Consider the following 22,490-nt stretch of genomic DNA (forward strand, 5'->3'; position numbering starts at 1 on the left):
GCCGTGCGGCGCTCACGCCGCGGAGGAGGCGTCCGGCAGGGCGAGGCCGAGGAGGAGCACGTGGCGCAGGCGCCCGGAGGTGGTGCGCTCGAGGTATTGGCAGCGCAGGCGCACGTGCGGTGCGACCCAGCGTGCGCCGGGGATGCGGGGGACGTCGGCGAAGGGGCGCTGCGCGCAGGCCAGGTCGGGGAGCGTCGTTGCCAGCGCGCGGCGGAGGGCGCCGAAGAGGCCGAGGTCGCCCACCGCGACGTAGCGCAGGCCGTCGGCACACGGCTCGCCGAGGAGCAGCGATGCGGGCCCGCCGTCCTCTGCTGCGACCCAGCCGCCGACGCGGAGCTCGATCTGCTTCCAGTTCTTGATCTTCTGCCAGGCGCCGCTGCGGCGGCCGGGCTCGTAGCGGCTGTCGACGCGTTTGGCCACCACGCCCTCGAGGCCGTGCTCGACGGTGAGCGCCTGCAGCAGCGCGCCGCCCTCCGGGCCGAGGTGGTGGGGCGGCACCCAGATCCGCGGGCCGTCGATGCCCAGGTCCTGCAGCCGCTCCTTGCGCTCGCTCCAGCGCACGCCGAGCAGGGAGGCGCCCGCGTCCACGGGCAGGTCGAAGGCGACGAGGCGCACCGGCGCCGCAGCAGCCAGCGCCGCCGCCTTCCGCCCCGACGCGCCGAGCCGTCCCTGCAGCAGCTCGAAGTCGGGTTTGCCGCCGGCGAAGGCGACGATCTCGCCGTCGAGCACGGTGCCAGGGCGGAGCAGCGCCGCCAGCTCCTGCAGCTCGGGAAAGAGCGGGGTGAGGTCGTTCCCCTTGCGGCTCTGCAGCCGCACCTTCCGTCCGTCCCCGTGCACGAGGGCGCGGAAGCCGTCCCACTTCACCTCGTAGGCCCACCGCTCGCCGGCAGGCAGCGCGGTGGCCGATCGGGCGAGCATCGGCTCGATGTCGCGGGGGCGGCTCACCGGAAGACAACACGATGGCCCGCCCGCTTTCATCCGCCGGCGCCCGGTGCACATGCTGGGCGGATGGAGCCGACGCTCATCTACGAGACCGTGCACGGGAGCCGCGCCTACGGCGTCGCCACGGCGACCTCCGACGTCGACGTGCGCGGGGTGATCGTCGGGCCGCCGGCCTGGTACCACGGCTACCGCGGCGGCCCCGAGCAGATCGAGCTCTCGCCCGACCACGTCCGCTACGAGATCCGCAAGCTCTTCCGCCTCCTCGCTGCGAGCAACCCGACGCTGATCGAGGTGCTGTGGACCGCCCCCGCGGACCACCTCGTCTGTACCGCCGCCGGCGAGAAGCTCCTTGCCCTGCGCCAGCTCTTCCTCTCCCGCAAGGTGGAGCGGAGCTTCGCCCACTACGCGATGGCGCAGCTCCGCCGGATCCAGACCCACCGGCGCTGGCTCCTCGTACCGCCACAGGAAGAGCCCCGCCGCGAGGCGTTCGGCCTGCCGCCGAACCGGGGCCTCGCCCGCGAGCAGCAGGGCGCCGCAGAGGCGCTGCTCGCTGCCGGCGAGGAGCTTCCCACCAGCCTGCTCGAGCTCCTCGATCGGGAGAAGCGCTGGCAGGCGGCGCGACGCGAATGGGAAGCGCACCGCAGCTGGCTCCGCAGCCGCAACCCGCAGCGCGCGGAAGCCGAGGCCCGCTTCGGCTACGACACCAAACACGCGATGCACCTGGTGCGCCTGCTGCGCATGGCCCGCGAGATCCTCGCCACCGGGCAGGTGCAGGTGCGGCGCCCCGACCGCGACGAGCTCCTCGCCATCCGCGCCGGCAGCTGGAGCTACGAAGAGCTGGTGGAGCAGGCGGAGTCGCTCTTCGCCGCGGTGGAGGACGCGGCCCGGACCACGACCCTCCCTGCGGCACCCGACGAGGTCCGCCTCGACCAGGCCTGCCAGCGGATCGTCGAGGAGGTCCTCGCAGCCGCAGGTTGAACGGCCAGGGCTTCCACCGACCCCGCCCTCTCCGCTAGAAGGGGCCCGTTTTCCACGCGCGGCGAAACGCCGGGAAGGAGCGGTGGGATGGTGATGGATCGGGTTCCCGTCGTCGACCTGCGGGACTACAGCGAAGGGCAGGGCGAGCGCCGGGCGAAGTTCGTGCGCGTCCTCGGCGAGGGGCTCGAGAAGTTCGGCTTCGTCTCGGTGGTGGGCCACCGCGTCGACGAGCAGCTCCTCGCCAGGGCCTATGCGGTGGCGACGGAGACCTTCGCGCTGCCCACCGAGAACAAGCGCCGCTACGAGACGCCGGAAGACGGCCGCCAGCGTGGCTACACCTCCTTCGGCATCGAGCATGCGAAGTACACCACCGTGCCCGACCTCAAGGAGTTCTGGCACGTGGGCCGCGAGCTCCCCGCCGAGCACCCGCAGCGCCAGTCGGGCGTGGTGCCGGCGAACCGCTTCCCCGAGGAGGTCCCCGCCTTCCGGACCACGATGCTCGAGCTCTTCTCCGGCATCGAGGCCTTCTCCCTCCAGCTCTTCGACGCCATCGGCGAGTACCTCGGCCAGCCCCCGGCCTTCTTCCGGGAGATGGTCCGCGACTCGAACACGCTCCTGCGCGTGATCCACTACCCGGACCTCGGCCCCGACGCGCCGGAGGGCGCGGTCCGCTCCGCCGCCCACGAGGACATCAACCTCCTCACCGTCCTCCCCGCCGCCACGCAGCCGGGCCTCGAGCTGATGACCCGCGACGGCGAGTGGGTGCCCATCGACACGCCGCCGAACGCGATGGTCTGCGACACCGGCGACATGATGGCGCTGCTCACCGCGAACCAGCTGCCCGCCACCACCCATCGCGTGGTCAACCCGCCCGGTGGCAGGGACGGCGGCCGCTACTCGATGCCGGTCTTCCTCCATCCCAACCCGGAGTACGTGATCACGCCGATGAAGCCCGGCTTCGCGGCGCCGGTGAAGACCCGCGACTTCCTCTTCCAGCGCCTCCGCGAGATCGGCCTCACGAAGTAGCCGCCTGCCCCCTGCCTGCACGCTCCCGCTGCGGGCGGCGGCGCTGCCTCCAACCCCCTGCCGGCGCGCCCCACGCTCCCTACCGTCCAACGGGTAGGGAGGTGGGTCATGACGGGCAGGTCGATCATCGCGTTCGGTATCGCAGCGGGCGGTCTGCCCCTGGCGCTGGCCCTGGTCCCCGAGCCCAGCCCGGCCAACCCCGAGCTCGTCCCCGTGGCGCGCCTCGCCACCGAGGCGACGGTGACGCTCCTGCCCTCGCGCTGCGCCGGCGCGGTGGTGGAGGACGATCGCCACGTGGCCACCGTCGCCCATTGCGTCGACGGCGAGCGCCTGCACGTCCGCCTCCACGACGGCCGCACGCTGGGCGCCACCGTCGCCCACCGGGACGAGGCGAAGGACCACGTGATCCTCCGGCTCGACGGCCCGGCCCGGGTCCGTCCCGTTCCGATCGCGGACGAGCTCCCCGCCACGGGCGCCTGGCTCTTCTTCGGGAGCAGGCCCGAGCGCCCGATGCCGCCGCAGGAGGTGGAGGTGACCCGGATCGCCCGCTGCCCCTCGCTGCCCGGCGTGGACGGCGCGATCCACACCACCCTCGACGCGCGGCCCGGCGACTCCGGCTCGCCGCTCCTCGACGAGCGCGGCGCGCTGGCCGGCATGGTCCACGGCGGCGCCCGCTGCCAGATCAGCACCCCGGCGGCAGGCCTCGGCGCCACGCTGCGGACGTTGCAGCCGGCGGGCTGAAGAATCGGGCTTGCACTCCAGGGCCGTCCGCTGTGTATAGCCCCCGGCTGCCAAGGGGAGGACGACCTGGATGATCGGAAAGCTGCTGCAGGCCGAGCTCGAGCACCTGATCGAAGAGGGTGCATGGGAGCAGCTGCGCAGCGAGTTTTCCGAGATCGAGCCGCCGGACATCGCCGACCTGCTCGTCGACATCCCGATCGAGCAGGCGCTCGTCCTCTTCCGCCTGCTGCCGCGTGATCAGAGCGCCGAGGTCTTCTCCTACCTGCCCTTCGAGCGGCAGGAGGAGCTGGTCGAGTCCCTGACCAACGAGCAGGTGCAGGGGATCTTCCGGCGCATGTCGCCGGACGATCGCACCAGGCTCCTCGAGGAGATGCCGGCGGAGGTGACCCGGCGGCTCATCGCCTCGCTGGGCCCCCGCGAATCGCAGCAGGCGCGGCAGCTCCTCGGCTACCCGGAGGACTCCGCCGGCCGCTTCATGACGCCGCGCTACGTGGCGATCCGGCCGGAGATGACGGCGGCGCAGGCGCTCGCCCACATCCGGGCCAACGCCGCCGGCAAGGAGACCCTCGACGTCGTCTTCGTGGTCGACGCGTCGGGGAAGCTCCTCGACGACTTGAACCTCTCCACCCTCGCCCTCGCCAATCCGGACACGCAGGTCTCCGAGCTCGAGGACCGGCCGATGATCTCGATCCCGGCCACCACCAGCAGCGAGGAGCTGGTCCGCACCTTCGAGCGCTACGATCGCTTCGTGATCGCGGTCACGGACGTGGCCGGCAACATGCTCGGCATCATCACTGCCGACGACGTCTTCGATCTCGCCGAGGAGCAGGCCACCGAGGACATCCAGCGCCTCGGCGGCATGGAGGCCCTCGACGAGCCCTACCGCAACGTCTCCGTGTGGCGGATGGTGCAGAAGCGCGGGGCCTGGCTCTCGATCCTCTTCGCCGGGCAGCTCCTCACCGCCACGGTGATGGAGCGCTTCGAGGGGGCGCTCGCGAACGCGCTGGTGCTCGCGGTCTTCATCCCGCTCATCATCTCCAGCGGCGGCAACTCGGGCTCGCAGGCGACCTCCCTCATCATCCGCGCCCTCGCCCTGCAGGAGCTCCGCCTCGGCGACTGGTTCCGGGTGCTGCGCCGCGAATTCGCCACCTCGCTCCTCCTCGGCCTCTGGCTCGGCCTCCTCGGCCTGATCCGGGTGGAGGGCTGGCAGTGGATGGGCTGGGCCGACTACACCGAATATTCGGCGCGGGTGGCTGCCACCATCGGCGTCTCCCTGCTCGGCGTCGTGCTCTGGGGATCGCTGGTGGGCTCGATGCTCCCCTTCGTGCTCAAGCGGATGGGGCTCGATCCCGCCACCTCGTCGGCGCCCTTCGTGGCCACGCTGGTGGACGTCACCGGCCTGCTCATCTACCTCGGGGCGGCGACGCTCTTCCTCACCGGCGCGCTGCTCTGAAGCGGCACGCGGCTACTCGCCCAGCGAGAAGCGCACGATCCCGTCGTCCGCCGCGAGCGCAGAGCCCGCCTCGGCCTGCACCAGCACCAGGACCGCGCCGCCCGCCGCGTCGAAGAAGACGAAGCGCCCCGTCGCGGACCAGCTCCGCCCCTCGCCGGGAAAGGGCGGCAGCGGGCGTGTCGCGGCGTGCTCGAGGGAGATGCGGTCGAAGAGCTCCACTGCTTCGTTGGGCAGCTGGTTGCGGCCGCCCGTCACCGGCAGCGTCGCGATCCTGCCGGCGGCGAGGGAGTCGTCCGCGGATCGCAGCGGCTTCACGCTCATCGAGCCAGCGTAGGTCATGTCCTCGGCCCGGGTATTCGAGGCGTGGAAGACGTTGCCGCAGGCGGTGAGGATCCGCGCGCCGTCCTCGCTGAGCCAGAGGTCGCCGCACATCGGGTAGTCGCCGTGGTAGGGCGAGTCGTATTCGCGGGTGAGCACGCCCTCCGCGATGCCGTACCGTTCGATGTCCGCGGGGCTGAGGCCGTTCTCGGCGCCGTAGATCCGCAGGCCGTCGGGGTGGAGGCGCGCGATCGTGCCCGAGTCGATGCTCCAGCCGTCCGCCTCGTGCACCGTGCCGCTCGAGAGCTCCACGGCCCAGGCGCCGTCGGGCTCGCCGAGGCCCGGGAAGACGTAGGCCCAGCCGTTTGCCGCGAGGACGATCTCGTCGGCGCGCGCGGCAAGGTCGTGGGTCGCCTCGAGGGCCAGCGGCGCGAGGCGCACGATCGAGAGGCTGCCGTCGTGGCCCACCGCGGCGGTGGCGCCACCCGGGGCGATCGAGACGGAGAGCGGCGCCTTCGGCAGCGCGAGGCTCGCCTCCTCCAGCGTCGACGGATCGATCACGTGGAGCAGATTGGGTGCAGCGGAGACCGCCACCAGCTTGTCGTGGGCGCGATCGTATTCGGCGTCGACCAGGTCCCATGCGAAGGGCGTCACGCGTCCCTCGGTACCGCGGGCGTAGCTCTCCACCGCCACGACGTCCGCCGCGCTGCCGCCGTCGGCGGTGGTGGCGGTGAGCTCGAGCAGCCAGCGCCCCGCGCGGTCGGGCACGAAGGAGGGGGTGGCGGTAGCTGCGCCTTCCAGCGTCGCCGCGGCGCCCTCGGGCACCTCGGTGAAGCGCCACGTCCAGGCGAGCGCGCCGCCTGCGGGATCGACGCTCGCCGAGCCGTCGAGGCGAACCGTACCGCCGATCACGGCGAGCTGATCGCTCCCTGCGTCGACGTCGGGCGGGAGCGCCGCAGCCACCACGGTGACGCTGTCCGCCTTGCTCTCGAGCACGCCGTCGTCGACCACGAGGCGGATCACGTAGCTGCCCGGCACGTCGGGAAGGAAGCGCGGGTTGACGATCCGGTCGTCGCCGTCCGTGAAGCGGACGGTGCTCCCCTCGGGGACGCCGGCGAAGGACCAGGCGTAGCCGAGGACGGAGCCTTCCCGATCCTCGCTGCCGCTGCCGTTGAGCACCACCTGCTCGCCCACCAGCACCTGGAGGTCGGCGCCGGCGTCGGCCACGGGCCGGGCGTTGCCGTCCACCACGTCCGGGCCGCCGCGCGTTTCGTCGGACCCGCCGCCGCAGGCGGTAGCGAGCAGAAGGGCGAGGAGCGGAAGGCAGCGGCGCATGTCGTCTCCGGGAGCCAAGGGGGGCTGCCGGTTCTAAGCGACGGTGTGCGGAATCTGCAATCTTCTTGTCGACATGCATGTCACCACATGTGTGAGCGGGTGGGAGGCTGCGCGCCGACCACGCCAGGGCGCTCCCGCACGGTTGCACCACCCCTCCTACGTGCCCATACCTGCCGCGTTCCGCATTCGTAGGGGAGGCACCACGTGGCAGTCGGCCTTCGGGCACATTGGGAGGACGCCGTCGATCTCGACGCCCATCCGCCTCCCTTCGACCGCAACCCCTCCGCCTGGAACCAGCGCGTCCCGATCGCGATCCTGGCAGCGGCGGCTACGGTCATCGCCGCCTACATGGCGCTCTTCCAGGTGGGGCTCATCGACTCGGTCTGGGATCCGGTCTTCGGCGATGGATCGGAGAAGGTGCTCGAGTCGCCGGCGGCGAAGGCGCTCGACGCGGTGCTCCGCGTTCCGGACTCGGCCTTCGGCGCCTTCGGCTACCTGAGCGAAGTGATCCTCTCCCTCGTCGGCTCCACCAGGCGCTGGCAATTCCGGCCGTGGATGGTGCTCCTCTTCGGCCTCGACGTGATCCCGCTCGGCATCGTCTCCGCCATCCTCGTGGTGGTGCAGGGCGTGGTGGTCGGCTCGTGGTGCTTCCCCTGCCTCGTCACCGCGGCGATCTCGCTCGGCCTCGTCTTCCTCGCGTACGACGAGGTCTGGGCCTGTCTCAAATACCTGGCCCGGGTCTGGCGCCGGGTCGATGGGGACAGGAAGAAGTTCTGGGAAGTCTTCTGGGGCAGGGCGTCGCGCGAGGCGTGGGACGTCTCGCTGGGAGAGTGAAGCGATGTGGGCCCGCGTGATCGAGATGATGATCGGGATCTGGCTGGTCTTCAGCCCCTTCGTCTTCGGCCACCACGGCAGCGATCCCTGGCTCGCCTACGGCGACTTCGCCAGCGGGACGCTGCTCGTGTTCTTCGCCTGCCTCTCCTTCAGGCCGAAGACGAAATACGCCCACCTCGCCTCGCTGGCGGTGGTCGCGTGGCTCGTGCTCTTCGGCTATTTCGCCGGCGGCTACCCGTCGGCGCCCGGCTACCAAAACGACATCCTCGTCGGCCTGACGCTGCTGCTGATCGTGATCATCCCCAACCACGCCAGCCAGCCGCCGGAGTCGTGGCGCGCCTTCTTCCGCGACGATCAGGTGAAGCGCACCGGCCTGCCGCCTGCGTGAGGGTCCCCCTCCCTCGGACCGGCGATCAGCGCGGACGAACCGGCAGCGCGATCGGCCGCATCGGCGAGCCGCTGGCGCCACGGAGCTTGAGCGCCGCGCCGATGAAGGCGAATTCGTAGACGCGATCCCGCGCGAGCGCCTCGAGATCGACGACCTCCATGATCGCCACCCCCTGCTCGGCCTCGAGATAGGTGTGGACCGGCACCCAGTTGTCCTCGGTCTCCACGGGGAAGGTCTCGAGGCTCAGGTTGTCGGCGCCGAGGAGCATCGCCCCCTGCTTCTCCACCAGCCACTTCGCCGCATCGAGGCCGATGCCGGGCGGGTTGGCCATGTACTTCTCCTTGTCGCCGATGACCTGCATCCTGCCGGTGCGGATGAAGACCGCGTCGCCCTCCTGCAGCGCGACCCCCTGCTTCTTCAGCGCGCCCTGGAGATCGGCGGGCAGGATCCGGTAGCTCTCCGGGAGCATCGCGACGCCCTTGTAGGCGGCAACGTCGATGAGCACGCCGCGGGCGACGATGGGCGGGAGCTTCTCCGCGCCCGCCTTCTTCCAGCCGAGATCGCCCTGGTGCTCCTCGTGGGAGAAGCCGTTCCACGTCTCGCCGTTCAGGCCGAAGTGGGCGAGGCTGTCGATGTGCGTGCCCGTGTGCGTGTACATCAGCACCGCGTCGCCCGAATAGGAGACGTGCTCGTGCATCTTCCTGCCGAGCTCCAGCGGGTTGTCGACCACGGTGCCCTGCGGCGTGTGGGTCATCCAGATCTGGTAGGTGGGATCGCCGAGCAGCGACCAGCTCGGCATGCCCTTGTGGTACTCGACGCCCAGGTCGTAGACCCTGCCGCCGGCGATGCGCGAGAGGATCGCTGCGCGCGAGGCCTCGGTCATCAGGTTGAGGCGGCCGATCTCGTCGTTCGGACCCCAGGGGCTGCGCGCGGCCTTTGCCGCGCCGACCTTCCGCCCGGCGGGCGAGGGAGCGCCTCCTCCCGCGAGGGCGAGGCCGGGCAGGGCGGCGACCAGAACGACGGCGAGAAATCGCGAAAGCATGGGAGGGCTCCTCTCCGGGCGAGGCCCGGTTCGTGGGTTCGGGAGGAGGGTAGGCCGTTCGCGATTGACGGATAATCGGGGCGATTGCGAATTTACCGTTCATGAAAACGAACGGTGAAAGCCCCTGGCTCGGCGACCTGGCGGTCTTCGCCGCCGTGGCGGAGGCGGAAGGCTTCTCCGCGGCCGCGCGGCGCCTCGGGGTCTCGAAGGCGATGGTGAGCACCGCCGTCGCGCGGCTCGAGGCCCGCCTCGGCGTCCGGCTCTTCCAGCGCACCACCCGCAGGCTCTCGCTCACCGAGGCGGGGCGCGCGGCGCTGCCCCACGTGCAGCGGGCGCTCCTCGCGGCGCAGGACGCGGAGGAGGCGGCGGCGCAGCTGCGGACCTCGCCCCGGGGCACGCTCCGCATCAACGCGCCGATGTCCTTCGGCCTCCTCCACGTGGTGCCGGCGCTCGGCGACTTCGCCAGGGAGTACCCGGAGGTCCGGATCGATCTCGTCCTCGACGATCGCGTGCTCGATCTGGTGGAGGGCGGCTTCGATCTGGCGGTGCGGATCGGCACGCTGCCCGACTCGGCGCTCGTCGCGCAGCGCGTGGGCACCAGCCGCAACGCCCTCGTCGCCCATCCCGACTACCTCGCCCGCCGGGGCACGCCGACCGTGCCGGCGGATCTCGCCGGCCACGACGCGCTCCTCTACTCGCTCGCCTCGACGGGGAGCGATTGGGCCCTCTCGCGTGGCGCGCAGACGGAGGTGGTGCGGATGCGCGGCCCCCTGCAGGCCAACAGCAGCCTCGCCCTGCGGCAGGCGGCGCTGCAGGGCCTGGGGATCGCGCGCATGCCGCTCTTCGCCGTGGGCGAGGATTTGGCGAGCGGGCGGCTCCGCCGCGTGCTGGCGGACTGGCAGCTGCCGGAGCACGGCATCCACGCGATCACCACCGCCCGCGAGCACCTGCCGCCGAAGACCCGCGCCTTCGTCGACTTCTTCCGCACGCGGATCGGCGAGCCTGCCTACTGGGAGCGAATCTAGAGCGCGGTCGCCAGCGAGAGCTGCACCCCGCCGCCGGGCACCGCGCCGCCGCCGAAGATCCAGCCGTCGGGCCGGTGGAGCTCGGGCACCGCCAGGCCGATCGAGGCGCCGACGAGGCCGCCGACGAGCACGTCGGTGGGAAAGTGCATGCCGCCTGCGACCCGCGCCACGCCGACCCCCGCGGTGAGCGCGGTGGCGCCGCCGTAGAGACCGATCCGCTCCCAGGTGGTGAGATCGCCGGAGAGGTCGAAGATCCGCGCTGCGGCGAACGACGCGGTGGCGGTCCACGAGGTGTGGCCGGAGAAGAAGGAGTGGAGATCACCCGCGTCGTCCACGCCCTCCGCATACGAGTAGGGCCGCTGCCGGAGCACGAGCTGCTTGGTGCTGTCTGTGACCATGCCATTCACGAGGAGCGCCTCGGCGAAGATCACCGCGTGGGCGACGACGTTCTCGTCGCGGAGACCGTCGGCGAGGGTGAGCACGCTGCCGAGGGCGAGGGAGCCCACCAGGATCGTGTCGCTGGCGTCGAGCCACGCGCCGCGGACGTGGGTGGGCGCCCAGCCGTCGATGCCGCCGGGTGCGCTGCTGCGCGGTCTGCCGAGGAGCTCGGGATCGGGCGCCGCGCTGGTGAGGCCGAGCCACAGGCCCGCTGCACCTGCGGCGATGCCGCCGTCGACCCAGGGCGAGAATTGGAGCTGCTCCGCCGCCTCGGCCCGCGCGGCGCTCGTGGTCAATACCAGCGCGGCGAGAAGCGCCGCGCATCGCTGGAGGATCCCGGGATGATTCTGCATCTGCGCGGCATCCTATCGTTGGCGCCGGGGCATTGGCCAACAGGCGACAGAGGTAGCGGTGGTGCGACCCTGCACACCGCTGCGTCGCTTGGATCCGCGAGCGCGCGGGCTTTAGCATCGCCGACCTACCCGCAGCCGGAGGCCCGAAGATGCACGTCGAGAACGTGGAGAAGAGGCAGCAGTCCGAGAAGGGGTGGTTCGGAGAGTTCGGGGGGAGCTTCGTTCCGCCGGAATTGCAGGCGGTCCTCGATCACCTCGCCGCGGCGTTCGAGAGGTACAGCGCCGACCCCGAGTTCGATGCGGAGTTCCGTGCATATCTGAAGGATTTCGTGGGCAGGCCCAGCCCGATCACCTTCGCGGAGAACCTCACCCGCGAGCTGGGCGGCGCGCGCATCTACCTGAAGCGCGAGGACCTCAACCACACCGGCGCCCACAAGATCAACAACGTGCTCGGCCAGATCCTCCTCGCGCGCCGCATGGGCGCGAAGCGGATCATCGCCGAGACCGGCGCCGGCCAGCACGGCGTCGCCACCGCGACCGCCTGTGCCATGTTCGACATGGACTGCACCATCTACATGGGCGCCGAGGACACCAGGCGCCAGGCGCTCAACGTCTTCCGGATGGAGCTGCTCGGCGCGAAGGTGGTGCCGGTCGCCAAGGGACAGGGCCGCCTCAAGGACGCGGTGGACGAGGCGCTGGGCGATCTCGTCGCCAACTACGAGAACACCTTCTACCTGCTCGGCTCGGCGGTAGGGCCGCACCCCTTCCCGACGATGGTGAAGTACTTCCAGTCGGTGATCAGCGAGGAGTCGAAGCAGCAGATGCTCGACACGGTGGGCCGCCTCCCCGACGCGGTGATCGCCTGTGCCGGCGGCGGCAGCAACGCCATCGGCGCCTTCGCCCACTACATCGACGAGCCGTCGGTGCGCCTCGTGGGCGTCGAACCCGACCAGGCGCCGACGCTCACCCACGGCGTCCCCGCGGTGATCCACGGCTTCCGCTGCCTCGTGCTCCTCGACGAGCAGGGCAACCCGAAGCCGACCTGGTCGATCGCGGCGGGCCTCGACTACCCGGGCATCGGGCCCGAGCACAGCCACCTCAAGGTGAGCGGCAGGGCCGAGTACCACACGGTGACCAACGAGGAGGTCCTCCAGGCCTTCCAGATCCTCTCGAAGCGAGAAGGGATCATCCCGGCGCTGGAAAGCGCGCACGCGGTGGCCTACGCGCTCGAGCTCGCTCCGACCCTGCCGAAGGATGCGGTGCTCCTGATCAACCTCTCGGGGCGCGGTGACAAGGACGTCGAGCAGGTCTTCAAGATGCTGAAGAAGTAGCGGACGCCCCGGGGGCGGCGGCGTCCGCCCCCGGGCTCCACTCCAGCTCCGCCAGGACGCCGAAGTGGTCGGAGGGCCAGTGGGGGTCGGCCTCGTCGAGGACGACCTCGCAGCGGCGTACCTCCACCTCCGGCGGGCAGAAGACGTAGTCGAGCCTGCGGTCGCCCATCTCTGGATGGCGGTTGAGGCCGTTCCAGGTCGCCCAGGTCGTTCCCGGGCCCGCCGGATGGAGCGTCCGCCAGGCATCCCGGAGCCGCTGCCGGGCCAGCGCGATGGCAGCCTCCCCCTCCTCCGCGTTGAGATCGCCGGCGAGGACCGCCCGCGGTGTCCCATCGCGCCAGGGCGCCGGCGCCACCTCCTCGAGCACGAGGCCGAGCTGCACCAGCCGGGTCTCGGTCTCCTCCGGGCGCCACGAGAGATGGGTGTTCACCAGCTCGATCTCACCGAAGGACGTCTGCACCGAGCAGAGCAGGGCGACGCGCCCGTCGTGGCGGTGGCCGGAGGGAAGGCGCCGGCTCCGCACGCTCACGATGGGCAGCCGGCTCACCGTCGCGAGGCCCCCCTGCTGCGGGCTCATCGTCTCGATCGGATTTCCGTAGGGCGCGAAGGCGCAGAAGTGGTGCCCGATCCCGTCGCCGACGGCGCGGGCCTGGTTGTAGACCCGCGGCTCGTTGTCGACTCCCGAGCCGTAGCGGATGCTCGCCTCCTGGAGGAGGACCACGTCCGGATCGAGGCGGCGCAGCCCCTCGATCACCGCCTGCTCCCGTCCCTCGAACCACCCCGCCGCGAGCCCCTGGAGGTTGAACGTCACCAGCCGGATGCAACCCACCGCTGCCTTCCTCCGCGAGCCGTGCATGGAGCGCTCGTGCCTTCGCGACGGATGAAGCTCCGCCGTGGGGCGTGCGGCGGCAAGGAACACGCGCGCTTTCTTCGCCCCCCGGAAGCGGGGTAGGGTGCCGCCGCTTTCGCGGAGGCCGAGCAGATGGCGATCGGGATCATGGGTGCGATGGAGGAGGAGATCGCCGGGCTGATCGAGGCGATGGGGCCGGACCGTTCCACCAAAAGCCACGGCGGCCGCACCTACCACCGGGGCAGCCTCTTCGGCAGAGAAGCAGTGGTCGTCTTCTCCCGCTGGGGCAAGGTCGCCGCCGCCACCACCGCCACCCATCTGCTCGTCGCCGAGGACGTCCGGGAGATCCTCTTCACCGGCGTTGCGGGCGGCGCCGACCCCGGCCTGCGCGTGGGCGACGTGGTGGTGGCGGCGTCGCTGGTGCAGCACGACATGAACGCGGCGCCGCTCTTTCCCCGCCACGAGATCCCGCTGCTCGGCAGGAGCGCCTTCGCCACCGACGAGGCCCGCACCGCGGCAGCCCTCGCCGCCGCGCGCCGCTTCCTCGCCTCGCCCCCGCAGGCAGGTGCCGCCTTCGGCATCGAGGCACCGCGGGCGGTGCTGGGGGCCATCGCCAGCGGCGACAAATTCTTCGCCGACCGGTCCGAGCTGCTCGAGCTCTGCGGCAGGCTCCCGGGTCTCGCCTGCGTCGAGATGGAGGGCGCCGCTGTGGCGCAGGTCTGCCACGAATACGGCGTTCCCCTCACGGTGATCCGCACCATCTCCGACGCAGCGGACGAGGGGGCGCCCCACGACTTCGCCCGCTTCGTCGCCGACGTGGCGAGCCGCTGGTCGGTGGGGATCCTGCGGGAGCTGCTGGCCGGGACCTGAGCGGGTAGGTGCCCCGGCGGTACACCGTCCCAAGCCTCCCTCCGGATGGGCAGGCGCCGCCCGGCCTGCCCTTGCGGGACGGGGGATCGCGTGCAGCCTGGGGGCATGCCGGAGCGGAAGAGCTGGCCCTCGTTCCGCTACATCGCCGGCGCGGCGGCGACGGTCCTGCTGGTCTGGGCGCTGGCGCAGCTCCTCGGTAGGGCCTCGACGCCGATCTTCCTCTTCGTCGTCGGCGTGCTCCTCGCCTTCCTCCTCCACTATCCGATCGATTTCTTCTCCCGGCTGTTGCCGCGGCCGCTGGCGACGCTCCTCGTGCTGCTGTTGCTCCTCGGGGCGTTCGGCCTGGTGGGCTGGTGGTTCCTGCCCAGGCTCTACCACCAGGCGGCGGTGCTGGTCGGCCGCATCCCCGAGCTGGTCGACAGGGCGACCAATTGGTGGGACGAGCTGCAGCGCCGCGCACCCTTCACCGCGCTGCCCGGCGGCGCCGGCGAGGTGCCGGCCACCATCGAGCAGCAACTGGTCGAGAAGACCGCAGGCCTCGTCTCCAACGCGTTGCCCCTCGCCTTCGGGCTCTTCACCGGGATCATCGCCGCGGTCTTCGTGCTGGGCGTGGCCTTCTTCCTCGCCTTCCGGCCCTCCCTCTACGTGGAGGGGATCCTGCGGCTGGTGCCGCGGCGCCACGAGGACGATGTGCGCGCCTTCGTCCACCGGCTCTTCTTCGTGATCCGCGGGTGGATCGTCGGCGCGCTCCTCTCGATGACCACCGTCGGCAGCCTCACCGCGTTGGGCACCTGGGCGCTCGGCCTCGACAGCTGGCTCTTCCTCGGGACCATCGCCTTCGCTCTCGAGATCGTGCCCTATGCCGGGCCGATCCTCTCGGCGGTGCCGGCGGTGGCGCTCGCCCTCACCCAGTCGCCTGAGCTCGCGATCTACACGACGCTCCTCTACATCGTGATCCAGCAGATCGAGGGGAACGCGGTGACGCCGATCATCATGAAGCGGGCGATCGAGCTGCCGCCGGCCATCCTGCTCCTCTGGCAGATCGCGATGGTGACCGCCTTCGGGATCGTGGCGCTCTTCGTGGCGGCGCCGCTGCTCGCGGTGGTGATGGTGGCGGTGGATCACTTCTACGTGCGCGGGACGCTGCAGAAGGGCGATCCACCGCCACGCAATTAGCCGCCGAAGGCGCTGCAGGCGGTTGCGGCGTCGCAATCCTGCGCCGCCACCGCCGCCTCCCAGCAGAAGCGCTCGTAGCCGTGGAAGCAGCCGGCAAAGCCGGCGGTGTACATGCTGCAATCGATCTGGCACTGGCCGGCTTCGTCGCGGATGCCGCACGCCACCGCCAGATCGCACGCGTCCTCGCAATAGGTGCTGTCCGCCTGCTCCATGCAGCGGGTGCATCCGCCCAGTTCCGCGCAATCGGCAGCGTCGGTGAGGCATTCGGCCAGGGGCTGCGGGGGATCGATCACCGCGCAGGCTTCGGCATCGGCGCCGAGGAGCTCGGTGAGGTTCTCGAGCTGCGGATCGCAGGCGTGGGCACGCTCGCAGAAGGAGGCGCTGCCGCCTGCGCCACCAGCTCCGCCTGCACCGCCCGCTCCGCCTGCACCGCCTGCTCCGCCGGCACCGCCCGCTCCACCGGCACCACCCGCACCACCGGCGCCTCCGTCGCCACCCGAGCCACCGACGCCGCCGACGCCGCCGGCTCCCCCGGCCCCGCCGCCATCGTCCTCCGTGCTGCAGCCGAGCAGGAGCAGCGCTGCCATCGCCATCGTCACGAACTTCCTCATCCAATCCCTCCGGTACGCCCCGCGCGAACCATCGCTGCGGGCAAAGAAAACGCCGGGCTCCCGGTCGAGCGGGAGCCCGGCGAGGTGGAGCGCGGACAGGCGGCGCTCCTGCCGGCCCTTACGGCGCCGGCTGCAGATTGCTCTCGTCGAGATCGAATTCGTAGATGCCGTAGGGCCCCGCCGCGAAGACGATCTTCCTGCCGTCGACCACGATCTCCTGCGGCCATCCCTTCGTCGCGAAATAGGCCTGCGGCCAGGGCGACGCCGGGTTGTCGAGGTTGAAGACGAGCAGGCCGCCGGGAACCTGGAAGAGGGCGCGGCCCGCCCGGGCGTCCTTGAGCGTGGCCCAGCTGTCCACCGGGGTCCGTGCGATCACCGCGAGGTTCGCGGACGCGGCGTCGAGGAGGGTGAGCTGCTGCTGCGTCTGCTGGCTGGAGCGGCCATAGTAGCCGTAGCTCGCGTACCAACCCTCGCGGTGGCTGACGAGGACGTGGCCCGCGCCGTCGAGGTTCACCGAGCTCACCACCTGGTCCGGGAAGCGGCGGTGGGCCTCGAGGATGGCGGTGCTGCCGTTCAGGGAGAGCCGGGCCACCGCCGCCTCGATCTGGGTGCTGCCCCAGACCTGGTCGCGGGTGAAGAGGGTGGTGCCGTCCACCTCGAGGAGCTGGCCCGGCACGTTGACGCCGGTGCCCACCGCGGGGCGCGAGGGGTTGGCGAGGCCGATCCGCCTGGCGAAGAAGCGGACGTAGGGCCTGCTGTCGCCGGGCACGTTGTAGGGCCGCTTGTAGCTCAGCCAGAGATCGCTGCCCCGGGCCACGACGCCGACCGCCTCGTCGTTGCGGGCGCTGGTGATCGGCGCGACGACCTGCGGTGCGTCCGGGTTGGAGAGATCGACCACGTCGACCTCGAAGCGCGACCAGTAGCGCATCGCCGTCTGGTCGCGGCATTCGCGCTGCGTGGTGATCTGCGAGGCGTCGATCGGCTCGCAATCGTAGCTGCTGGTGTCCGCGTCCCAGGTGCACTCGGCGAAGGCGCCGGTGCAGGCGGTCTGGCCGCCCCGGGTCCGGCACATCTCGTACCCGTCGAACCAGGTGCAGCCGTCGGTCATCTCGCCGGAGCAGGTGCCGCGCTCGGTAGGCCAGGTGTAGCAGACCCGCTCGGTGCCGAGGTTCTCCTCCTCGGGCAGGCGGGAGACGAAGGCGAGGGCGTCGCCCACGGAGTGGACCGGCAGATCGCCGTACCAGCCGCCGTAGTAGCCGCCGCAGTCGAAGCAATCCATCTCCGGACCGTAGTAGCCGTAGTAGTAACCGTTGGTCGGATCGATCGCCCGGGTGGTCACGCTGCCGCGGGCGGCGGGCTGCACCGGGTTGGAGAGGTCGTAGACCTGCACCGTGGTCTCCCAGACGTAGGGCCAGGTGCTGGTGTCCACCGGCGTGGTGTGGATCGCTGCGAGGAGGCTGGTGCCGACCTTCTGGAGGAAGGCGCCGTTGGGGATCTCGAAGCTCGCCACGGTCGGGGCGCTGTCGGGATGGCCGGTGCGCTCGATCACCTGCGCCACCGCGGGGCGGGGCTGGGTGTTGTTGCCGTAGTACCAGCGGTACCAATCGTCGGGCGCCTTGAGTCGGACCGCGTGGCTGCCGAAGGCGATCACGTCGGTGTAGTTCGGCGCCAGATCGACCCGCGAGAGCTCGGCGGGCTGGTCGGGATCGGCGATGTCGAAGAGCGAGAGCTCCTGCTGCGAGAGGTTCGCGGCGGTCGCAGCTGCGGGGCGGAAGGAGCGGTGCACCGGGCTGCCGTGGTTCATCAGGCCGCGGCGGGTGAGCGTGCTGTCCGAGAAGGTGAAGATCTGCACGCCGGCGGTATGGGTCTGGGTCTGGGCGTTCCAGCCGCTGAAGGGCAGGAGCACGAGGCCCGTCTCCACCACGTTGCCCGCCTGCACCGCCACCGCGTTCTCGAGGACCGAGAAGGCCCGGTGATCCCAGCTCGCCTCGGACCAGCTGTGGTCGGCGGCGACTTCCGCCCTGGCGACGAGCGGGTTGGGGTTCGAGAGGTTGGTGATGTCGTAGAGGCTCACCGCCATCGTGCGGCCGGCCTGATCGTTGGTGCCGATGCCGACGAGCCGGGTGTCGCCGTGGACCGCGCGGAAGAAGTCGTTCCAGCCGGAGACGATGAACTCGCTCATCTCCGTGGCGTCGCCCTGGGGGGTGATCGAGAAGGCGTGGAAGGGATCGGTCCGGAAGTAGGTGACGAAGAAGGCGCTCTCGTCCATGAAGAGCGTCGCGTAGAGATCCTCGTTGGCGCCGAAGGTCTCGTGATCGAGCCGCCGCAGGTTCTGGATGTCGGTGGCGTCGAAGGTCTCGAGGTGGTTGGCGTTGGAGCTCGAGCCCCAGCTCCTGCTGGAGACCACGCGGAGCACGTCACCGCGGAGGTCCATGTTGAACTGGCTCTCGACCATGCCCTCGGTCTGGATCTCGTCGCCCTCGATCATCGTGCCGTCCGGCCGCGAGATGTCGATGAGCGAGACCAGGCTGCGGTCGGTGTTGTTCTGCCAGTCGTAGCGCGCCACCAGCAGCGCGTTCGGCGTCGCGGCGATGTCGCGGATCCAGCCGCCGAGGTCGAGATCGCTGGCGGCGGTCATCTGGCCCGCGGCGATGCCGAAGCTCTTCACGCGGGTGGTGGTGGTCCACTGGCTCGTGCCCGAGGCGTCCTGGGTATAGCCGTACTCCTGGCTCACCACGTAGAGGGCTTCCTGCCCGCCGCCCTTCACCAGCCGGCTCTTGTAGATCCAGCCGGGGACCACCTCGCGGTCGACCACCGTGGGGTTCGCCGGATCGGCAAGGTCGACGGTGAGGACGACGCCGCCCTGGAAGGTCTCCACCGCGATGTCCTCGCGGCTGCCCCAGTAGCCGCGCCAGTCGTTCATCAGCACGTAGGCGAGGTTGCCGGAGGTGTAGAGCTCCACCGGCGACCCGCTCATCTCGAGGCGGCCCACGATCGCGGGCGCCGAGAGGTTGGCGATGTCGACGACCTGGAGCCCGCGGTAGGCGTTCAGGTTGAGGAGCTTGCCGGCGCCGAAGGTGCGGTAGACGTCGCCCTCCTCGACGGTCTTCTCGCCGCCGTTGCCACCTTCGCCCTCGTCGTCGCCGGAGGAGGGGGCCCCCGAATCGAGATCGTCGCCGCCACTGGAGGCGTTGGTGCCCTGGGAATCGTCGGCGGAGACGAAGGTCGTCGCGCCCGGTTCCGGATCGGGGGTGGCGACGATGCCGTCCCGTACGTTGGCGTCGCTGCACGCCACCGCCAGTACGGCGGCCAGCGCCAGCGCGCCGATCCTCGGAAATGCCTGCATCACTTCCCTCCCTCTCGTGCCGGAAGTGCTCCCCGGCTCACCCCGGATCGAAAGCAAGGCCGGTGCCCGGTGCCGTCCATCGGGCAAGTTGCCGATTTCCCTGGGCCTCCAACTTTGCCGAAGGCCCCTGGCCACGCAAATCCGGCGTTCGGAGGCCCCGCGCCCTCAGAGATTCGAGGCTTCACCTGCCGTGAAGTCGGATCCAGGAACGGCGCCGGCCCGGTGTGCCGCAGCGCACCGGGCCGGCAGGAGGGCGGAGCCGTGGGGACCTCAGCCCAGCTCGGTGAGGACCCGGGTGCCGTAGGGGTTGCCGTCGTGGCCCCTGCCGAAGCTCTCCACGTGCACGCCCACGTTGGCGAGCATGGTCATGTAGAGGTCCGCCACCGGGAACTCGCCGCCCGCGCCCCGGTAGTAGATGTGCCGGCCAGGCCGGACCTCGCCGCCGCCGCGGCCCGCCAGCACCACCGGCTTGTTGATGTGGTGGTGGTTGTTGCCGTCGGAGAGCTCGCTGCTGAAGAGCACGAGGCTGTTGTCGAGGACGCTGCCCTCGCCCTCCTGGATCGCCTTCAGCTTCCCCACCAGATAGGCGAACTGCTCCACCTCCCAGCGATCGATCCGCTTCAGGTGATCGATGTAGCTGTCCTGCTCGCGGTGGTGGGAGAGCTCGTGGTGCCCCTCGCCGACGCCGAGGAAGGAGTAGGCGGTGTTGGTGAAGCCGTTGGCGAGCATGAAGGTGCAGACCCGGGTGAGATCGCATTGGAACGCGAGCGCGATCAGATCGCACATCTGCTGCGCCGTCTCCTGGCGGTTCGCCGCACCGCCCGGCGCAGCGCCTGCGCTGCACGTCTGCTCGCCGGAGGCGGAGATGCGCTGCTCGAGGGTGCGCACGCCGGTGAGGTACTCGTCGAGCTTCTGCCGGTCGTTGGTTCCGAGCCGCGATTGCAGCGTCTTCGCGTCTTCGGAGACGAAGTCGAGGATGCTCTTCTTGTAGCGGTTGCGCCGGGCGATCTGTTCGGCGTTCTCGCCGGGCTGGCCACCGGCGAAGAGCCGGTCGAAGACCAGCCGCGGGTCGACCTCCTTGGCCATAGGCGTCTCGGGACCTGCCCAGGAGATGTTGCTGATGTACGCGCAGCTGTAGCCCGAGTCGCAGGAGCTGGCCTCGACGCTGGGCTCGGCGCCGAGCTCCAGCGAAGCGAAGCGGGTCTGCTTGCCGATCGCCTGCGCCGCCACCTGGTCCGCCGAGATCCCGACCCGCAGCGATCCGTCGCTCGTCTTCACCGGCGGAACGCAGGTGAGGAAGGCGGCGGTGCCGCGGGCGTGGTTGCCGGCGATGACGTCCTCGCCCGGGCGGTTGTCGAGTCCCGAGACGACGAGGATGTCGTCGCGGAAGGGCTCGAGGGGCTGCAGCGTCGGCGTGAAGGCGTAGCCCGTGCCCTCGCCGCTCGGCGTCCAGCTCGGCATGTAGATGCCGTTGGGGACGAAGAAGAAGAGCAGCCGCCGCGGCGTGCCGCCCACCGCCTGTGCCCTGGCGACGGAAGGGACCATCGCGTCGAGCATCGGAAGCGCCATCGCTGCGCCGAGGCCCCGCAGGACCGTCCTCCGGGAGATCTCCCATTTGCGCTTCACTTCGATTCCTCCTGCGCCGCAGCGCGCATCCGGAAGGCCTTGCTGGTGACGATCGCCTTCGCGAGGGCCTGGAAGGTGTTGCCGCCCTTCTCGAAGCGGGCGCTCACTTCCTCGACCGCACAACTGTCGGCGCGGGTGAGGGGCCTGCCGAGGGCGTAGATCATCGCGTGCTGCGCCATGCAGCCGGAGAGCTTGGCGTCGTCGCGCAGCGTCTGCGCGAGCTCGACGGCGCCTTCGAAGATCCGGCCGTCGGGGAGCTCGCCGCGGGGGTCGATCTCGAAGCCCGCCTCGTCCACCGTGCGGAAGACGCCGGTGGGTCCGAAGTTCTCGAGGCCGAAGCCGATCGGATCCATCAGCTGGTGGCACGCGGCGCAGACCGGATCGGAGCGGTGCATCTCCATCTGCTCGCGCACCGAGCCGGTGGGCTTCTCGCCGTCGGGCAGGCCCTCGACGCCGGGTGGCGGCGGTGGCGGCTCCTCGCAGAGGAGCTGCGCGAGCACCCACTTGCCGCGCTTCACCGGCGAGGTCCTGGTGGGGTTCGAGGTGAGCGTGAGGAAGGCGCCGTGGCCGAGGACGCCGCCGCGCTCCGCAGGTGCGGTGATGCGCTGGAAGTCGTCGCCGCTCACCCCGGCGATGCCGTAGTGCTCGGCGAGGCGCCCGTTCACCCAGGTGAACTCTGCGTCGAGCAGATCGAGGAGGCTGCGGTTCTCCGCGAGGATCTCGCCCATCACCAGCGCGGTCTCCCGCTGCATCGCCGCCTGGAGCTCCTCGTCCCAATCGGGGAAGAGCTGCGGATCCGGCGTCGCCGAGGAGAGGGCGCGGGTGGTGAGCCACTGGCCGCCGAAGTTGTCGACCACCGCCTCTGCCCGGGGATCGGCGAGCATCCTGTCGACCTGCTCCTCGAGCCCCTCGTCGCTGTCGAGCTTGCCGCTCTCCGCCGCGAAGAAGAGCTCGTCGTCCGGCATCGTGCTCCACAGGAAATAGGAGAGGCGCGAGGCGAGCTCGTAGCCGTCGAGCTTGCGGACCTCGCCTGCAGCAGGCGCCTTCTCCACGCGGAAGAGGAAGTGGGGCGACATCAGCGTCGCGTGCACGGCCAGGCGCAGGCCCGCGTCGAAATCCTCGCCCTCGCTCTGCGCCAGCTGGAAGAAGCCGAGGAGCTGCGCGAGCTCCTGCTCCGCCACCGGACGCCGCCAGGCCCTGGGAACGAAGCGCTCGAGGACCTGCCTGCCGCAGGCCCCCGCGCCGATGGCGCCGGGGTCGCAGGTGACGAGCTGCGCCCGGGCGCTGCTGCCGGGCTGGAGCGCCGCCTCCGCGAGGTTGGCTGCTGCCTGGTCGTATTTCTCGACCAGGAGCGGCGCCACCGTGAGCACCTCGGCCATGTTGTCGTAGCCGTGGCCGAGGTCGTCGCGGGGAAAGGCGTCCGCCGGACGCAGGTCGACGCCGAGCAGGTCGCGGACCGTGTTGTTGTATTCGGTGCGGTTGAGCCGGTGCAGGGTCTTCGGCCCCGCCTTCACCTCGCACGCACCGGGATCGTCGATCGGCTTCTCCTGCTGGCCGCCGTCCTTCACCACGCTGCACGCGGTGGTACCCCCGACGGCGAGTACCACCGCCGCCAACCATCGCAGCACGCCCATCACCTACCTCCGCCCTGAGCCCAGTGGCTCCGTGACGTGGGTCAAGGTGGGCTGCCGAGCGGCTGGCGACAATCCGCACAATCGAGGGAGCCCGGGTGGGCTTCCGTTGCGCAACCGTGAAGCGGGGCGCCGCCCGGTCAAAGTGGGTCTGGTTTTCCCTGGATGGGGCGCGA

Annotated in this window: 19 protein-coding genes; 10 read left to right on the forward strand and 9 right to left on the reverse strand. The window is 70.9% G+C overall.

Annotated elements, in window-relative coordinates:
- Positions 1-12: 12 nt before the first annotated feature.
- Positions 13-945: a hypothetical protein gene (locus tag ACESMR_RS02465; RefSeq protein ID WP_373044763.1), complete on the reverse strand. Its 933-nt coding sequence runs from the start codon at positions 943-945 to the stop codon at positions 13-15.
- Between the two features lie 63 nt (positions 946-1,008).
- Between ACESMR_RS02465 and ACESMR_RS02470 the strand changes: the two genes are divergently transcribed.
- From ACESMR_RS02470 to mgtE, 4 genes are all read left to right on the forward strand, one after another.
- The gene (locus ACESMR_RS02470) at positions 1,009-1,920 is read left to right on the forward strand and encodes a DNA polymerase beta superfamily protein (RefSeq protein WP_373044765.1); all 912 of its coding nucleotides are present in this window, start codon (positions 1,009-1,011) and stop codon (positions 1,918-1,920) included.
- A gap of 87 nt (positions 1,921-2,007) precedes the next feature.
- Positions 2,008-2,946 carry an isopenicillin N synthase family dioxygenase gene (locus tag ACESMR_RS02475; protein ID WP_373044767.1) on the forward strand — a complete coding sequence of 313 codons (939 nt, stop codon included), beginning with the start codon at positions 2,008-2,010 and terminating at the stop codon, positions 2,944-2,946.
- Positions 2,947-3,054: 108 nt separating this feature from the next.
- Positions 3,055-3,687: a serine protease gene (locus ACESMR_RS02480; RefSeq protein ID WP_373044768.1), complete on the forward strand. Its 633-nt coding sequence runs from the start codon at positions 3,055-3,057 to the stop codon at positions 3,685-3,687.
- A 70-nt stretch (positions 3,688-3,757) separates the two neighbouring features.
- Positions 3,758-5,140: a magnesium transporter gene (gene mgtE, locus ACESMR_RS02485; RefSeq protein WP_373044770.1), complete on the forward strand. Its 1,383-nt coding sequence runs from the start codon at positions 3,758-3,760 to the stop codon at positions 5,138-5,140.
- Positions 5,141-5,152: 12 nt separating this feature from the next.
- Here the strand turns inward: mgtE and ACESMR_RS02490 are convergent, their stop codons facing one another.
- On the reverse strand, positions 5,153-6,793 hold the full coding sequence (locus tag ACESMR_RS02490; protein WP_373044772.1) for a PKD domain-containing protein: 1,641 nt from the start codon (positions 6,791-6,793) through the stop codon (positions 5,153-5,155).
- A 204-nt stretch (positions 6,794-6,997) separates the two neighbouring features.
- Between ACESMR_RS02490 and ACESMR_RS02495 the strand changes: the two genes are divergently transcribed.
- Positions 6,998-7,627 (forward strand): vitamin K epoxide reductase family protein, encoded by a 630-nt coding sequence (locus tag ACESMR_RS02495; protein WP_373044774.1) that lies wholly within the window; start codon positions 6,998-7,000, stop codon positions 7,625-7,627.
- 4 nt (positions 7,628-7,631) lie between these two features.
- A complete protein-coding gene (locus ACESMR_RS02500; protein ID WP_373044776.1) occupies positions 7,632-8,015 on the forward strand; it encodes a hypothetical protein in 384 nt (127 codons plus the stop codon).
- A 25-nt stretch (positions 8,016-8,040) separates the two neighbouring features.
- Here the strand turns inward: ACESMR_RS02500 and ACESMR_RS02505 are convergent, their stop codons facing one another.
- Positions 8,041-9,057 (reverse strand): cyclase family protein, encoded by a 1,017-nt coding sequence (locus ACESMR_RS02505; RefSeq protein WP_373044778.1) that lies wholly within the window; start codon positions 9,055-9,057, stop codon positions 8,041-8,043.
- 101 nt (positions 9,058-9,158) lie between these two features.
- Here ACESMR_RS02505 and ACESMR_RS02510 point away from each other — a divergent pair, with 101 nt between their 5' ends.
- Positions 9,159-10,082, forward strand: coding sequence for a LysR family transcriptional regulator (locus ACESMR_RS02510; protein ID WP_373044780.1), 924 nt, complete (start codon positions 9,159-9,161; stop codon positions 10,080-10,082).
- Here ACESMR_RS02510 and ACESMR_RS02515 read toward each other — a convergent pair.
- A complete protein-coding gene (locus tag ACESMR_RS02515; RefSeq protein ID WP_373044782.1) occupies positions 10,079-10,873 on the reverse strand; it encodes a phosphatase PAP2 family protein in 795 nt (264 codons plus the stop codon). The two genes, ACESMR_RS02510 and ACESMR_RS02515, sit on opposite strands and share 4 nt — an antisense overlap.
- A gap of 149 nt (positions 10,874-11,022) precedes the next feature.
- Here ACESMR_RS02515 and trpB point away from each other — a divergent pair, with 149 nt between their 5' ends.
- Entirely contained in the window at positions 11,023-12,204 is a 1,182-nt protein-coding gene (gene trpB / locus ACESMR_RS02520) for a tryptophan synthase subunit beta (protein WP_373044784.1), read from the forward strand.
- On the opposite strand, the gene ACESMR_RS02525 is transcribed toward trpB, so the two are convergent.
- Positions 12,185-13,033, reverse strand: a complete 849-nt coding sequence (locus ACESMR_RS02525; RefSeq protein ID WP_373044786.1) for an endonuclease/exonuclease/phosphatase family protein — start codon at positions 13,031-13,033, stop codon at positions 12,185-12,187. The two genes, trpB and ACESMR_RS02525, sit on opposite strands and share 20 nt — an antisense overlap.
- Positions 13,034-13,186: 153 nt before the next feature.
- Here ACESMR_RS02525 and ACESMR_RS02530 point away from each other — a divergent pair, with 153 nt between their 5' ends.
- Positions 13,187-13,924 carry a 5'-methylthioadenosine/adenosylhomocysteine nucleosidase gene (locus ACESMR_RS02530; RefSeq protein ID WP_373044788.1) on the forward strand — a complete coding sequence of 246 codons (738 nt, stop codon included), beginning with the start codon at positions 13,187-13,189 and terminating at the stop codon, positions 13,922-13,924.
- A gap of 105 nt (positions 13,925-14,029) precedes the next feature.
- Positions 14,030-15,100: an AI-2E family transporter gene (locus ACESMR_RS02535; RefSeq protein WP_373044790.1), complete on the forward strand. Its 1,071-nt coding sequence runs from the start codon at positions 14,030-14,032 to the stop codon at positions 15,098-15,100.
- Here ACESMR_RS02535 and ACESMR_RS02540 read toward each other — a convergent pair.
- The 4 genes from ACESMR_RS02540 to ACESMR_RS02555 all read right to left on the reverse strand — a co-directional run bounded on the left by ACESMR_RS02540 (position 15,097) and on the right by ACESMR_RS02555 (position 22,317).
- Positions 15,097-15,711 carry a hypothetical protein gene (locus tag ACESMR_RS02540; protein WP_373044792.1) on the reverse strand — a complete coding sequence of 205 codons (615 nt, stop codon included), beginning with the start codon at positions 15,709-15,711 and terminating at the stop codon, positions 15,097-15,099. The two genes, ACESMR_RS02535 and ACESMR_RS02540, sit on opposite strands and share 4 nt — an antisense overlap.
- A gap of 118 nt (positions 15,712-15,829) precedes the next feature.
- Positions 15,830-19,057 carry a beta-propeller domain-containing protein gene (locus ACESMR_RS02545; RefSeq protein WP_373044793.1) on the reverse strand — a complete coding sequence of 1,076 codons (3,228 nt, stop codon included), beginning with the start codon at positions 19,055-19,057 and terminating at the stop codon, positions 15,830-15,832.
- Between the two features lie 270 nt (positions 19,058-19,327).
- Positions 19,328-20,683 carry a DUF1552 domain-containing protein gene (locus ACESMR_RS02550; protein WP_373044795.1) on the reverse strand — a complete coding sequence of 452 codons (1,356 nt, stop codon included), beginning with the start codon at positions 20,681-20,683 and terminating at the stop codon, positions 19,328-19,330.
- Positions 20,680-22,317: a DUF1592 domain-containing protein gene (locus ACESMR_RS02555; protein WP_373044796.1), complete on the reverse strand. Its 1,638-nt coding sequence runs from the start codon at positions 22,315-22,317 to the stop codon at positions 20,680-20,682. The genes ACESMR_RS02550 and ACESMR_RS02555 overlap by 4 nt, the downstream gene beginning before the upstream one ends.
- Positions 22,318-22,490 lie beyond the last annotated feature (173 nt).

Origin of the sequence: Vulgatibacter sp., from assembly GCF_041687135.1 — a bacterium.
Classification (GTDB): domain Bacteria; phylum Myxococcota; class Myxococcia; order Myxococcales; family Vulgatibacteraceae; genus JAWLCN01.